Origin of the sequence: Sphingobacterium sp. JUb20, from assembly GCF_004342035.1 — a bacterium.
In the GTDB taxonomy this organism is placed as follows: domain Bacteria; phylum Bacteroidota; class Bacteroidia; order Sphingobacteriales; family Sphingobacteriaceae; genus Sphingobacterium; species Sphingobacterium anhuiense.
The window spans coordinates 321955-336424 of record NZ_SLYV01000008.1 but is presented as its reverse complement, the minus strand read 5'-3'; the positions used below and the strand labels follow the sequence as shown (position 1 = coordinate 336424).

The window sequence follows — 14470 nt, the reverse complement described above, 5'->3', positions numbered from 1 at the left end:
TCGATCTTGTTTCTGTTTCCCTTCGTTTCCGTTGGGACTGCAAAGGTAGAAATCTTTTTGGTTTCTCCAAAATAAATGTGAAAATTTATTTTTTTTGTTTTCCTGCTGTTTCTGCGTTTAACCTGAATTAAACCCTTCTTTTTTCAGTGCCTCCCCTTTCGGATCAGCCGTTCCTCCCTTGCGGAGTGGTGCAAAGATAGCACCTTTTTATAATCACTTCCTAATCTTTTCGGGAAATAGTTTTCCGTGAACCGGTAAACGGCTTATAACCTGACCGATAAATTTACACGTAGCCTATTCCGGTGGCGGAGAAACGGACAATCCTGGCTTTAAACTGTAAAAAAGGCCTGCGGGCGGATTGTTCGTCCTGGGCCGTCTTTTATGGATGCAGTATGCTTTTAAGGAATGGTTCCGCAGAAATTATATCTTTTTCGGTACAGCAGGATCATCGTTACTATTACTATTACTATTACTATTACTATTACTATTACTATTACTATTACTATTACTATTACTATAGCTGATAATGTGAATCATTCCTGTTCATGCTTTTCGCAGGGCCGACATCTTTACTTTACACCATATAGTATATACTACAAAAGGGATCCTGAGAAGTGCTGCTGTTTTGCAATAGCCAGCTATCCCCCGTACAGATACTCAGGAATAAGGCATATTATAACCTGATCCGGAATTGAAAGGGAACTGATTATTACATAAGCAGGGATTTATAGAGAGATTACTTGGATTTTATAGGGGGTTTATAGGGATCCACCCCTATAAACCCCCTCTTATCCCCCTGTTATACCTCTATTATATCTAAACATGATTCCTAGCTGGTTATAATATGGTATGATCCTGATAACAATGGTAGGTTTCTAACAATATGCCTCACATGTTATCCTCTTCAACATCAAAAATTGTTTATGAACATCGAATAAAAAATCACTCTTACTATTGGCTATATGAATAGGATGATTATCCAATATTTCTACCATAAACTTCTACTAAGAGGAATTTTCATTAAACCATCACTATACATTCATTTAAACATAGGTTGAAGGCATTGTAATACTGATTCATCTTAACTCTGCTCTCCTTAAAAAAGTAAGAACAATATTATACTCATATTTCCATAATACCGGGATAATGTAAAAAACATCATTTATTCACATGTCCTTATTCATAAGGAAACATAGAGCTCCTTACTTTGAGAAAATGATTCATGATGATAAGAGTTGCTTTTTTTGCGGAGATAATGATTCCTGACTTTGACGGAGCTTCACGAACAATTTTTCAACTTGTCGACCGCATCGATAAAAAACGGTTTGAATTTTTGTTCATATATGGAACAGGACCAGATCAAGTACAAGATTTCGAGTCCTTGAAAATTCCATCTTTAAGCATTCCGATACAACAGAACTATAGTATGGCGATTCCAGCGCTAGCAGATCAACGCTTAAAAAAGAAACTCCAGGATTTTAATCCCGATATTATTCATATTGCTACACCTTCTCTTTTAGGTTTCTACGGGCAGCGATATGCATTAAAAAATCAAATACCGGTCATCAGCATCTACCATACACACTTTGTCAGCTATATTGACTACTATCTCAAGCATTTTACTTTTTTGGTTGGCCCTACAAAGAAAAGAATTATCCAGACACAGAATAAATTCTATAATAACTGTGATAAAATCTATATTCCAACAAATAGCATCGTTTGCGAACTTACAAAAATGGGTATTAACCCAAGCTTGATGCAGATCTGGAAACGTGGGATTGACAACAGTCTATTTTCTCCAGACAAAAAAGATCACAATTGGCTACAAGAAATAACAGGAAACAGGCATCCGACGATATTATTTGCCAGTAGGCTGGTTTGGGAGAAGAATTTAAAAATCCTGATCGCGATCTACAGCTTATTAAAGCAACAGAACATTCTTTTCAATTTTATAGTCGCTGGAGACGGTTCTGCAATGGACTCTTGTCGACAGCAGATGCCTGAAGCTATCTTTCTAGGCAAATTGAATCATCATGACCTTGCCAAATTGTATGCTTCTTCAACCTTATTTGTCTTTCCTTCACATTCCGAGACTTATGGTAATGTCGTTATCGAAGCCATGGCATCAGCGTTACCTTGCATTATTGCAGATGGCGGAGGTTCTGCAGATTTAATAACCGAAAGTGTAACAGGTTTTAAATGTAAACCACAGGATGCGGCAGCTTTTGTTAATCGCATTATATACTTACTACAGGATAGTAGATTAAGAAAGGAGATTGGACATGCGGGATTACAATTCAGCAAATCAATAGATTGGAGCTCTTTAGCTAACACCTATTTTGAAGACTTAGAACAAATGAACAGAACCGCTAATGATTCAATCATTAAATTTAAGGTTGGTTAATGCGTAAAAAAATTTTCAAAATTACAATTAGTCTTGTCGTACTCTCTTCATTGCTTGTCTTTATCAGTCACATTGATCTTAAGGCAGTACTAAAAGAAGTTACTAATATAGGGTGGAATCTCCTCTGGATTATAGTCATTACGGGTTTAGCCTATGTATTGGCTACAGCGGGATGGCAAAATTGCTTCATCGAAAAACCGAAACGGACTTCCTTATGGCAGCTATTCTGCATCCGACATATCGGGGAAACAATAGGACTATTCAATCCCACTAGCATAATTGGGGGCGATTATATAAAAACAGTCTTGCTGAAACCGACGGGTACATCTGAACAAGAAATTTTAAATTCAGTTTTAATATCGCGGTTTTTGACCATTATCACGCAATTTTCATTATTTGGAATTTCTGGTTTTTGGTTTTTAATGAGCTCTTTTAATCAAAATATTCCTAAACAGTTGCTAGCGGTACTGTGGATATTAGTGATTACATTTTTTTGTATTCCACTGATTATTTTTATTATTCTCAAGAAATCCAAAGAACTACAAGTGGCTTCTACGCTATCCTGGAAAGCACTCCGAAAACTAAGTATACGTATTCAGACGATCCTAAATGCGGTACTAACTTTTCATCAAAATCAGCCGTGCAAATGTTATCGTGCATATTTTTATTTTTTCTTACACTGGACTGTTGGTGCTTTGGAGCTTTTCCTCATCCTATACTTTTCAGGTATTACGATTCCGATTATCCTGAGTCAATTTATGGACATGGGTATTATTATTATCAAAAGCTTTGGCGCTTTTATTCCTGCTCAAATTGGGGTGGAGGAATTCGGGAATAAAATTTTACTGACCAGTGCTGGTATCTATACGGTTCAAATCTGGTTGATCATCGCTTTAATAAGACGTTCTAGACAAGTTTTTTGGATTGCATTTGGTTTTTTAGCTTATTTCGGAATTAAAAAAGAGGGGATACGATCCTAATATGGAAATTCTTTGCGTAAGTCATAAATTTCCGCCCGCTATTGGAGGGATGGAAAAACAAAGCTTTGAGCTTATTAACGGATTGGCCCCCTATACAACTGTACATAAAATAGTTTATCAGGGGGATGAATCTATTATCAAATTTTTTTACCTTTTAAATAAGCGGATTCTAGCGTTGCTCTTATTACATCCTAATATAAAGGTTATTCATTTTAATGATGGTCTGATTGCGGCTTTGTCTTTAAGACATAAGGGTTATGAACAGTTAAAACGGGTGGTTACTGTTCACGGCCTTGATGTGGTTTTTCCTTTAGCCTATTTTCAACGTAAAATTATCCCTCAATTCAACAAATTTGACAAAATAATAGCTGTAAGTACTGCTACAAGGGAGGCTTCCATCGATCGTGGTATTCATCCCGATAAGATTGAAGTGATTCAAAATGGTGTAGCCCATAGTCTTGTCTTGGATAACACTGTGGCTATTGAAACTGTCTTAAAGAAATATGGAATTGCTACAAAGGCCGAGCATCTCATCATCGCCCTAGGAAGACCTGTGAAACGAAAAGGCATTTCCTGGTTTATTAAACATGTGCTACCTCAACTTCCATCAGATTATAAGCTGATCTTAATAGGTCCTTTTTCTCCAACCGCAACAAGGAAAGAGAAATTGCTTTATGCTCTCCCATCTTCTCTACGGCATCTAACGATGTTGTTCTTAGGATTTCCATCCGATCAAAAAGCTATACGTCATTATTTACGGGATCCTAATTTCAAAGATCGGTTACAGCATATCGGAAAAATTCCTACGACTGATTTGCAATGCTTGTTACGCCACGCGGGATTATTCATTATGCCTAACATCAAAGTTGCAGGCGATATGGAGGGTTTTGGTTTGGTTTGCCTGGAAGCTAGTATCTGTGGGGCAACTGTATTTGCTTCGGATATTGAAGGGATCAGTGATGCGATCATCCATCAGAAGAATGGAGTTCTTCTACCTCCTGAGCAGGAGAATTGTTGGATTTCTGAAATTAAAAATACGCTTGAACATCCTTCGCTTCTCAAGAACAGAAGCGAAGAATTTCAAGCATATTCTTTAGGAAATTACAGCTGGGATAAAATGGTAAGGGCTTATTTTAATTTGTTTCAAAGCCTAATTGCACATTCTTAATGTTTCTTTTAGCTCCTCTCCCCTTCCTATTGTAGAAGAAAGCTGAGATATATGGTTTCAGATTTCCCTTCATGTTTTTATTTCAAAGTAAACCATCGGTCAATACCTCAAGTCCTCGAGCAAATTAAAAGGCACTAATTCCTGTAATATCGTTACCTGTTAACAACAGGTGAATATCATGTGTTCCTTCGTAGGTTATCACAGATTCTAAGTTCATCATGTGACGCATCATCGGAAAATCTCCCACAATTCCCATAGCCCCTAATATCTGTCTTGATTCTCTAGCGATTTCTAATGCCATGTGTACATTATTACGTTTTGCCATTGAAATCTGTGCTGGGGTTGCTTTTCCTTCATTTTTCAGTACGCCTAAGCGCCACGACAATAATTGAGCTTTTGTAATCTCTGTGAGGAATTCTGCTAATTTCTTTTGTTGTAATTGATAGGATGCGATCGGTTTCCCGAACTGTTCTCGTTCTAACGCATATTTTACTGCCGTTTGGTAACAGTCTATTGCAGCTCCGATTGCTCCCCAAGATATGCCATACCGCGCGGAGTTCAAGCATGAAAAAGGTCCACGGAGCGAATTTACTTCTGGAAGAATATTTTCTGCGGGAATTGCTACGTTTTGAAAGATCAGCTCTCCGGTTTTGGAAGCGCGTAGTGACCATTTGTTTAGTGTTTCAGGAGTGGAGAAGCCATCCATACCTCGTTCTACTATGCACCCTCTTATTTTATCTTGTTCATCCCTTGCCCACACTATTGCTATATCACATATCGGGGCATTGGTAATCCACATCTTTGCTCCATTAAGGATATATTGGCCGTCTTTTTTTAACAAACGGGTTTCCATGGCTGCTGGGTCTGAACCATGGTTCGGTTCTGTTAAACCGAAACTACCGATATATTCTCCTGAGGCCAGCTTGGGAAGGTATTGTTTTTTTTGTTCTTCACTTCCAAATGTAAAAATGGGATACATGACTAATGATGACTGTACGGAAGCTGCTGACCGGATGGCGGAGTCTCCTGCTTCTAGCTCTTGCATAATAATACCATAAGCGATATGATCTAATCCTGCACCACCATATTCTACTGGTATATAAGGCCCCAAAGCTCCAAGAGCTCCTAATTTTAACATCAGATTGGGAATATCCTCATGATGTTGAGCGGCATGGTCTATAACTGGCTTTATTTCCGTAGTGACAAAATCACGAATGGATTGTCGGATGAGCTTATTTTCATCAGACAATAGCGCATCTATATTAAAATAATCACATGTTGAATTCATATCTGTCATAATTTAATATCTAAATATAGCCAATATTTAGAATATAATTCATTATATTTAAAATATAAACGAATAATATAAACCATTATGATAAAACAAGAATTAAAAGAATTGGGCATTCTAGCGACCAATTTAGGTTCTTCTACGGGACAAAATTGGTTTGCAACTGGTGCGGATATTACTTCCAGTTCTCCCGTTGATGGTCAGGTAATTGCTACAGTGTCTTGCTCTTCCCATAATGATTATAAAGATATCTGCGCTCAGGCGAAAAAAGCATATGCGATCTGGCGACTTGTTCCTGCTCCGCAAAGAGGTGAAGTGATTCGGTTATTCGGCGATAAATTAAGGTCATTAAAACCTACGCTCGGAAAGCTTGTTTCTTATGAAATGGGAAAATCACTACAGGAAGGCATGGGCGAGGTGCAAGAAATGATTGATATCTGTGATTTTGCAGTCGGTTTATCCCGTCAGCTTTATGGGTCAACGATTCATTCGGAACGTCCCTCCCATCGTATGTACGATCAATATCATCCTTTAGGTGTTGTTGGTGTTATTTCTGCATTCAACTTTCCTGTGGCTGTTTGGGCATGGAATACAGCACTAGCATTGGTATGTGGAGATGTTGTGATCTGGAAACCGAGTGAAAAAACTCCTTTATGTGCCATAGCTTGTCAACAGATTTTGGCGGGTATATTAAAACAGAAAGAATTACCAGAAGGTATCTCTAATTTGATAATTGGAGATAAGACTGTGGGTGAATGGTTAGTAAATGATACTAACATTCCTTTAATATCTGCTACAGGCTCAACTGCAATGGGAAAAACAGTAGCACAACATGTTGCTGCTCGCCTTGGCAGGTCTATTTTAGAACTTGGCGGAAATAATGCGATCATTATTACACCGGATGCGGACTTGAAGATGACGACGATTGGTGCTGTATTTGGCGCTGTAGGTACGGCCGGTCAGCGCTGTACTTCAACGCGTAGATTAATCATTCATGAAAGTGTGTATGAACAAGTCAAAGCATCATTGATAAAAGCATATGCTCAACTACAGATCGGAGATCCTCTACTTCCAGAAAATCATGTAGGTCCACTGATCGATCAAAAGGCAGTCGCACATTATTTAGATGCCCTATCTGAAATTGAGAAACAAGGGGGTAAGCTGATTGTCACCGGTGGTTTACTCACTGGAAAGGGATTTGAAAGTGGTTGTTACGTAAAACCTGCGATTGCTGAAGTGGAAAACCATTATGATATAGTTCAACAGGAGACTTTTGCTCCAATTCTTTATTTAATAAAATATCAAGGTGATGTGATGGAAGCAATCGCTATCCAAAATGATGTGAAACAAGGGCTGTCTTCGGCTATTATGACTAATAATCTGCGCGAGGCGGAATTATTCCTCAGTGCACAAGGGTCAGATTGTGGAATTGCGAATATCAACATCGGAACATCGGGGGCAGAGATCGGCGGAGCTTTTGGAGGTGAAAAAGAAACTGGTGGTGGACGCGAATCTGGTTCGGATGCCTGGAAAGCCTACATGCGGAGACAAACCAATACCATTAATTATAGCAGCGAACTTCCTTTGGCACAAGGAATAACTTTTAACCTTTAAATGATAACGACATGAGTACAGTTCACGAAATATTATCTAAACATTTGCTCGCAGATGGTTTTCCAATTGTGATGGATATAGAAAAATCACATGGCTCTTATCTAGTCGATCAAAATGGAGATGCTTATCTGGATTTATTCAGCATGTTTGCATCTGTTGCTATTGGTTATAACCATCCCTATCTCCTAAAGCATCAAGATTTTTTAGGTAAAATGGCGATTAACAAACCTGCTTTATCGGATATTTATCCCAAAGAATTTGCTGATTTTATGCAAGTCTTCGAACGCGTAGCGCTACCAAAGGAACTGCAGTATTGTTTTTTTATTGCAGGAGGAACTTTAGCCGTGGAAAACACTTTAAAAGCTGCTTTTGACTGGAAGACACGTTTAAATTTTGCTTCAGGAATTGAAAAGGAAGCTTCTCAGGTCATTCATTTCAAAGAGGCATTTCATGGGAGATCTGGTTATACACTTTCGTTGACCAATACGAAGGATCCTAGAAAACACATGTATTTCCCTAAATTTAACTGGCCGCGCATCAGCAATCCAAAACTAACATTCCCGATCACGGAAGTTGTTTTAAACGCAGTTATTGAAAAAGAAAAAACAGCCATTCGAGAAATCAGAAATGCACTTGACAATCATCCGAATGATATCGCCTGTATTATTATAGAACCAATTCAGGCAGAAGGGGGAGACAATCACTTCAGAAAAGAATTTCTACAGGCTCTGCGCGATATCTGTGATGAGCATGATATTTTATTGATTTTTGATGAGGTACAAACTGGAATTGGTTTAACAGGATCGATGTGGGCCTATCAAACGATTGGAGTTGTTCCCGATTTAATCGCATTTGGAAAGAAGACTCAGGTCTGTGGCTTGCTTGCCAACAAAGAAAAGTTTGACCGAGTAGAAAAACATGTTTTTAAAGAATCGTCCCGTATCAATTCGACTTTTGGAGGTGATTTTACCGATATGATGCGCTTTAAACTTATTTTAGAAGTGATAGAGCAGGAAAAATTAATTGAACAGATCCCTAAGAAGAGTGAACATTTTATTCAAAAACTGGAAGCTTTAGCAAGTAAGCATACACAGATAAGCAATATAAGAGGAAAAGGATTGTTTATCGCTTTTGATTTTCCCAATGAGCAGGAAAGAGACAAGTTTATTAAGGACGCTTTTGCACATAGACTTATTTTACTGGGCTGTGGAGAAAGGACGATTCGTTTTAGACCCCATCTGAATATTCAGATGAACGAAATTGACGAGGCATTTACGATCATGGAAGGGATCTTATAGGATCTTATTTGTATAGATTCCCTATTTCAAATGAATCTCGTTACATTTGCCTTTATTATCAAGATAAAATATGGATGCAAGTAAATTAGCGTTGGTTCAATTGGTGACTATTATCCATTTTGTATTAATGGCCATCGCATTATTCAGATTATTTAGGCTCAAAGATGTAACCGGGGGCTTTGTTATACTATCCATATTGGGTATGTGCGTTCCTATATTAGGTCCCTTTGGGCTTATCTTGATTGTAAACAAGAAGAAAAAAGAGATCGATCTAGCAGATACTAAGAAAAGAAGCTCTCCTGTACAAAAAAAGAAAAAAGCCCGTAAATAATATTTAAGGGCTTTTTTTATTTATCCAAGTGGTAGCTCAATTGCTTCACGTGGAACGAAATTTCCGCTATGATCCGTTATGAAACTCATCGGACTATCCGGATCCTTAATAATCTCAAATAAAATGAAACCCCAAGGTTTCCAGAAATTTTCCAATACCTGACCGTAAACCTTTACCTGCCAGTGATCAAAAATGGGCTTCATGGACATATCTGCCAAAGGCATCGGTTCGACATATATCATTTTTGGGGTATTTAGATAGGTATATTCTGGAAGACGGTTGAAGAGGTATACAGAATAAAAATAACGTGCTGCTATTTCTTCAAATTGAACAGGGTGCAGTTTTTTTCCTTCTACCATTTTTAAAACATCTTCATGGTAGATATTATTCGTTGCATTATCTTGTAAACAAGCAACAATTCCAAAGTCATTCATTCTCAAAGAAAAAATGAGAGTATTGATTTCATCGCGATAATTAAACGTTTCCGCAGGGTTATCTACTTTACTGATAAAAATTGAAAATGGATTGGTTCCTTCAAATTCCATGGGCTGCAGTAAAGACTGCAACATCGCATGCAAGTTTTTGAACTTCTGAACGAGCACCTGAGAGAAATTCATCTCTTCGCCTGTTAGGGTCTGTTGGCGAATACCGGTCTGAATTTCATTAAATACAACACCATACAGTATTTTAGACATCCACTGAAATAGTGTGATCTGCGGTAATTCGCTTACAGCATCAAAACCTATTGCAAATGCACGTTCTACTTCAGATTCCATTTTTTCAATTACCAATGCGGCTTCTACAGAACAAGGAAGTTTTAGACTTTTATAGGTGACGAGAGACTCGTCTAACATCTTAAAAGGTTTTTCTTCTAAATCAAAGGCACGCATCATCCATACTGGAAAAACCTGAATTTGTTCGTCCACAGATGAAAGCTCCTTCCCTGTCAAGAAACAGATTTGGTTATCAAACTTAAATGTTTTAAATGGATTGTATAGTGATGTTGACATATAGGGCACAAAGGTACACGTTTTATAAAAAGTAAAGTCATCACAAAATAAAAATTCAGATCATTTAATATAAATTAAAATAATTATCTTTCTTACATAAACCATCGTATCGAAATTCAGGATACATATGTGCCAATTAAAATTGATCGACAACTCATTACCTAAATCTAAATTAAAAAATGAAACTAGCCCAGTTAGTACCAGCACTACTTTTATATTTTATTTGCAATGTGGCTCTCGGTCAAGAAATTTACAAAAATAAAGAATTTGGTTTTGAAGCAGAAATTCCTAAAGATTGGTCAGTTTACAAAGAAACTCCTTCTACTACTTCGAATTACATGATTATAGCTTGGGGAATGCCAAAATTATATTCTGAAATGGAGAAAGAAGAAATTGAAAATTCAGTTTCCATAACTGCGATCAAATCCAATAGCATTAAAGATGCCGCAGATCTCGCCGAAAAAGATTATAAAAGAGTAAGCGGTTTTGCCATGAAAGTTAATAGAACAAAAATCAATTCAACGGAATACTTATGTTTCATAACAAGTTCTATTATAAAATTCAGATCTTACGTTTCTAAGCAATATTTCTTCTATAAAAATGGGACTGGATATATTGTAAATTTCACCGCCACCCCAGGAACTTATACCCAGAATGAACCAAAATTTGATGCGTTTTTTAAAACGGTTAAATTTGACTAATTAATATTGTTTGTTCTAATCTCATGTACATAAAAAAGGGTATCTCTTGTGGAAATACCCTTTTTTATTGAGATAAGCGATTTACGCTACTCCTACTTTAAAATTTTCAAATGTCAAGACGGCATCTACTGTATTTCCTTCTTTTGTCTTCACACCTTTTAAAGTTGATGTCTTTCCTTTTTCAAGCAGGTTCTTCATCTCTTTTTCTTCCAGCATAACGCCATTCAGGGTGCGCCATATTTTGAAATCACACCCTCTCGCATAATGGTCACATTGTGCGACTTTATCAAATAACTGAATTTGTCCAGCTGCACATTTCGGACATTTTATCTTTCCTTTCTGCAACGGTTTAATTTCTTCATGGGCAATAGAAATTCTTAATTGCAACAGTTCTTTTGTAATGCGTTCTGTGTAGTCTTTAATATGCTTCATAAAGACTTCATACGAAACTTTATTGGCCCGCATTTCTTCCAGTTTCTGTTCCCATTTACCCGTTAGCGTTACTTTGGCTATTGAACGGTCTTTTACTAGATTATATACTGTCAACCCTTTATCTGTGGGAATGAGTTTCTTTTTATCGCGTTTAATATAATCTCTTTGAAACAATGTTTCAATTGTTGCTGCCCGCGTAGCAGGAGTTCCCAATCCACAGTCTTTCATAGCCTGGCGCATTTCATCGTCATCGATTTCTTTTCCCGAAGTTTCCATTGCTTTTAACAATGACGCTTCTGTATGTATCGGCTTTGCTTTGGTAAATCTTTCTGATAATTCTAGTGATAAAATCTCCAATAACTCTTCTGCTGTCAATTTAGGTAATTGAGCATTTTCATTATCTTGATCTTCGGTATTTTTATCTTCATCAGGCAATTCAACTTGATCTGCTGATAGGCGCCACCCATACTGCTTGATAACTGTTCCTTTTGCAATTAACTCGACACCTCCTGCATTGATCACAACCGTGGTAATATCTTTTAAACAGACATCGGAAAAACTTTCTACCATACGTTTAGCAATCATATTGTAGATATTGCGCTGTTCCTGCAGTAAAGCTCCCGGCTTTTCATCTGTCACTAACAGTGCGTGGTGATCGGTTACCTTCTTCTCATCTACAGATCTTTTATTGAGTTTTGCTCCAATGAGATTGCGTGAAATCGTCGCTATACCTTCTTCTGCTGTATCGGCTAAATGCTGAAATAATTCTTCAATCTGTTCGAATACATCCTCTCCAATATAACGAGAACCTGTACGGGGATAGGTGATGACTTTTTTCTCATAAAGTGTCTGTACTATATTTAAGGTCTGATCGGCAGAATATCCGTATTTCTTGTTCGCATCCTGCTGTAGGGAAGTCAAATCAAATAATAATGGTGGCTGTTCTTTCGTTTCTTTTGCTTCAACTTTAGTTACTGTGGCTTCTGACCCAACGGTAATCTTTGCAATAGCTTCTTCTGCAACATCCTTTTTATCTATTTTTTCGGAAGTAGCTTTGAATTTGATATTCTCTTTTTCAAAACCGGCCTGAATTTTATAGAAAGTCTGGGGTTTGAAATCTTTGTTTTCTAAATATCGAGAACAAATCATCGCCAATGTCGGGGTTTGCACTCGACCAAGTGATAACAAACCTCTATTACCAGCGGCCAAGGTGATAGCCTGTGTGGCATTGATTCCGATTAACCAATCGGATTCTGAACGGGAACGTGCTGACATATATAAACTGTCGTATTCTGTTCCTTCTTTGAGATTTGCAAATCCTTCTTTAATTGCTTTGTCCGTTTGCGAGGATATCCACAAGCGTTTAAAAGGAACTTTTGCTCCCAGGTAGTAGTAAATATTTCGAAAAATCAACTCTCCTTCTCGTCCAGCATCGGTTGCGACGATTACTTCTTCTGCTTTATCTAACAAATACTTAATCGTATTCAATTGCTTTAGTGCACCGGCATCATCAATTTGCTTGCCATCACGTTTTAGCTTTTTTGATTCCAGTTTAAATTCTGTGGGAATAATGGGCAAATTTGCGATTGACCAATTATGAAATCCGTAAGCTTGTGGTGTACACAGTTGAACCAAATGCCCAAAAGCATAGGTGAAAGCATATCCATTTCCTGAAATGTAACCATCATTGGTTTCTTTTGCACCCATAACTCGGGCCAAATCTCGTGCAACGGATGGTTTTTCGGCAATAACGACTTTCATATTTTTTATTTAGATAAAATACACGATCGCGAAAAGGTGTCTTTTCACAATCCCGAAATTTTTAATATTGTATATTCTTAAGCTTAATCTATTGAAGGAATAATCATACCTGTTATCTTGCGATATAGATCGATGGCATAGACATCTGTCATTCCTGAAACAAAATCCAAAACGGATCTTATTTTAGAATAAGAATCTTCTTGATCTGTATAAAATTGATGTGGAATTAATGCTACTAATTTTTCATCATAACTATTTTTATTCTTTTTTAGATAAGCTGGAACAAACTCGGCCAAGAGCGCGTTCATCACTTTATAGCCAGCTACCTCAATCTGCACAACCGTAGGGGCGTTATAAATCTTCGCTACTGATATTTTATTAATTCTTTTGAGATGTGCTACGATATCAGCGTCTAAAGCATCCATCAGTGCAGATGGAAAAGTACCTTTCAAAAATTGCTCCTGCTCATTATAAAAAACGTCAACACATGCTTTTGTCAACGTATTGATTGCTTTTGCTCGTAACAGTGCTACTCGGCTGGCGGTATCGTAAAGAGAATCCAAACGGGCTCTTAGATCTTCTCCTCCACATAGCGGTAATAGTAAATCTTCAACTTCGGGATAAGATAAAATTTTTAAATGATGTGCATCTTCTAAATCGATAATATTATAGCAAATATCATCTGCGGCCTCTACGAGATAGACTAATGGATGCCGTAAATACCCCTTAGGATTTGTTGGGTCTTCCAACAGTCCTAACTCTGCAGCTATCGTTTCAAAGGTTTCTCTTTCCGATGCAAAGTATCCATATTTTTTACGGTGGTGATTTTTCTTGATATGACCATCAATCGCGGCACATGGATATTTAACAATTGATGCTAAAGAGGTATATGTTAAAGCAAATCCTTTATCATCTTTTCCGTTGAAAGGATGTGTCAGTATTCGCAATGCATTGGCATTACCTTCGAAATGTGTCAGATCTGCCCATTCTTCTTTCGTTACCTGTTCTTGATATTTACGACCATCACCCTCTGTAAAGTAAGTCGAAATGGCAGCTTCTCCGGAATGTCCAAATGCCGGATTACCCAGATCATGAGAGAGACATGCGGCAGATACCATATTGCCGACTTCTTGTAGATAGGGATATAATTCATCGATTTCTGAATCTGCGTCTTTCATCTTTGTGTAAAACAACCGTCCCAATGATCTACCAACACTAGCTACTTCTAAACTATGGGTAAGTCTATTGTGAACAAATACCGCTCCTGGCAAAGGGAATACCTGTGTTTTATTCTGCAATCTTCTAAATGGTGAAGAAAAAATCAATCTATCATAATCACGTTGAAATTCTGAACGTGCTATTAAATGACTATCACTGACACGATGTTCATAACCCCAGCGTTTAGCGGATAGTAATTGTTTCCAATTCATACTTGTATTTACAGACATATTGCAAATATACATTTTTTGATTTTCTAAGT

At 37.4% G+C, this 14470-nt stretch carries 11 protein-coding genes; 7 read left to right on the top strand and 4 right to left on the bottom strand.

What is annotated here, in order from left to right; genetic code table 11:
• The first annotated feature begins 1222 nt into the window (after window positions 1-1222).
• From EDF66_RS15590 to EDF66_RS15580, 3 genes are read left to right on the top strand one after another with little or no spacing between them, the layout of a single operon-like run.
• Window positions 1223-2404 carry a glycosyltransferase family 4 protein gene (locus EDF66_RS15590; protein ID WP_243656065.1) on the top strand — a complete coding sequence of 394 codons (1182 nt, stop codon included), beginning with the start codon at window positions 1223-1225 and terminating at the stop codon, window positions 2402-2404.
• Window positions 2404-3384, top strand: coding sequence for a lysylphosphatidylglycerol synthase domain-containing protein (locus tag EDF66_RS15585; RefSeq protein ID WP_132843652.1), 981 nt, complete (start codon window positions 2404-2406; stop codon window positions 3382-3384). Before EDF66_RS15590 ends, EDF66_RS15585 begins: the two co-directional genes overlap by 1 nt.
• A gap of 1 nt (window position 3385) precedes the next feature.
• Window positions 3386-4552, top strand: a complete 1167-nt coding sequence (locus tag EDF66_RS15580; RefSeq protein WP_132843650.1) for a glycosyltransferase family 4 protein — start codon at window positions 3386-3388, stop codon at window positions 4550-4552.
• Window positions 4553-4676: 124 nt separating this feature from the next.
• Here the strand turns inward: EDF66_RS15580 and EDF66_RS15575 are convergent, their stop codons facing one another.
• Window positions 4677-5849 carry an acyl-CoA dehydrogenase family protein gene (locus EDF66_RS15575; RefSeq protein ID WP_132843648.1) on the bottom strand — a complete coding sequence of 391 codons (1173 nt, stop codon included), beginning with the start codon at window positions 5847-5849 and terminating at the stop codon, window positions 4677-4679.
• A 78-nt stretch (window positions 5850-5927) separates the two neighbouring features.
• Here EDF66_RS15575 and EDF66_RS15570 point away from each other — a divergent pair, with 78 nt between their 5' ends.
• From EDF66_RS15570 to EDF66_RS15560, 3 genes are all read left to right on the top strand, one after another.
• Entirely contained in the window at window positions 5928-7457 is a 1530-nt protein-coding gene (locus EDF66_RS15570) for an aldehyde dehydrogenase family protein (protein ID WP_132843647.1), read from the top strand.
• A gap of 11 nt (window positions 7458-7468) precedes the next feature.
• Window positions 7469-8755 (top strand): L-lysine 6-transaminase, encoded by a 1287-nt coding sequence (gene lat, locus EDF66_RS15565; RefSeq protein WP_132843645.1) that lies wholly within the window; start codon window positions 7469-7471, stop codon window positions 8753-8755.
• Window positions 8756-8825: 70 nt separating this feature from the next.
• Window positions 8826-9086: a hypothetical protein gene (locus EDF66_RS15560; RefSeq protein WP_021190586.1), complete on the top strand. Its 261-nt coding sequence runs from the start codon at window positions 8826-8828 to the stop codon at window positions 9084-9086.
• Window positions 9087-9106: 20 nt separating this feature from the next.
• Here the strand turns inward: EDF66_RS15560 and EDF66_RS15555 are convergent, their stop codons facing one another.
• Complete coding sequence (locus EDF66_RS15555; protein WP_132843644.1) at window positions 9107-10096, bottom strand: hypothetical protein; 990 nt, start codon at window positions 10094-10096, stop codon at window positions 9107-9109.
• A 179-nt stretch (window positions 10097-10275) separates the two neighbouring features.
• Here EDF66_RS15555 and EDF66_RS15550 point away from each other — a divergent pair, with 179 nt between their 5' ends.
• Window positions 10276-10797, top strand: coding sequence for a hypothetical protein (locus tag EDF66_RS15550; protein ID WP_132843642.1), 522 nt, complete (start codon window positions 10276-10278; stop codon window positions 10795-10797).
• A gap of 81 nt (window positions 10798-10878) precedes the next feature.
• Here EDF66_RS15550 and EDF66_RS15545 read toward each other — a convergent pair whose 3' ends face one another.
• Complete coding sequence (locus tag EDF66_RS15545; protein WP_132843640.1) at window positions 10879-12990, bottom strand: type IA DNA topoisomerase; 2112 nt, start codon at window positions 12988-12990, stop codon at window positions 10879-10881.
• An 83-nt stretch (window positions 12991-13073) separates the two neighbouring features.
• Window positions 13074-14438 carry a deoxyguanosinetriphosphate triphosphohydrolase gene (locus EDF66_RS15540; RefSeq protein ID WP_132771495.1) on the bottom strand — a complete coding sequence of 455 codons (1365 nt, stop codon included), beginning with the start codon at window positions 14436-14438 and terminating at the stop codon, window positions 13074-13076.
• Window positions 14439-14470: the final 32 nt, after the last annotated feature.

Bases quoted from the DNA above. Each gene is read 5' to 3' on its own strand.
- EDF66_RS15590 (WP_243656065.1), top strand. From the start codon at position 1,223: ATGATGATAAGAGTTGCTTTTTTTGCGGAGATAATGATTCCTGACTTT.
- EDF66_RS15585 (WP_132843652.1), top strand. From the start codon at position 2,404: ATGCGTAAAAAAATTTTCAAAATTACAATTAGTCTTGTCGTACTCTCT.
- EDF66_RS15580 (WP_132843650.1), top strand. From the start codon at position 3,386: ATGGAAATTCTTTGCGTAAGTCATAAATTTCCGCCCGCTATTGGAGGG.
- EDF66_RS15575 (WP_132843648.1), bottom strand. From the start codon at position 5,849: ATGACAGATATGAATTCAACATGTGATTATTTTAATATAGATGCGCTA.
- EDF66_RS15570 (WP_132843647.1), top strand. From the start codon at position 5,928: ATGATAAAACAAGAATTAAAAGAATTGGGCATTCTAGCGACCAATTTA.
- lat (WP_132843645.1), top strand. From the start codon at position 7,469: ATGAGTACAGTTCACGAAATATTATCTAAACATTTGCTCGCAGATGGT.
- EDF66_RS15560 (WP_021190586.1), top strand. From the start codon at position 8,826: ATGGATGCAAGTAAATTAGCGTTGGTTCAATTGGTGACTATTATCCAT.
- EDF66_RS15555 (WP_132843644.1), bottom strand. From the start codon at position 10,096: ATGTCAACATCACTATACAATCCATTTAAAACATTTAAGTTTGATAAC.
- EDF66_RS15550 (WP_132843642.1), top strand. From the start codon at position 10,276: ATGAAACTAGCCCAGTTAGTACCAGCACTACTTTTATATTTTATTTGC.
- EDF66_RS15545 (WP_132843640.1), bottom strand. From the start codon at position 12,990: ATGAAAGTCGTTATTGCCGAAAAACCATCCGTTGCACGAGATTTGGCC.
- EDF66_RS15540 (WP_132771495.1), bottom strand. From the start codon at position 14,438: ATGTCTGTAAATACAAGTATGAATTGGAAACAATTACTATCCGCTAAA.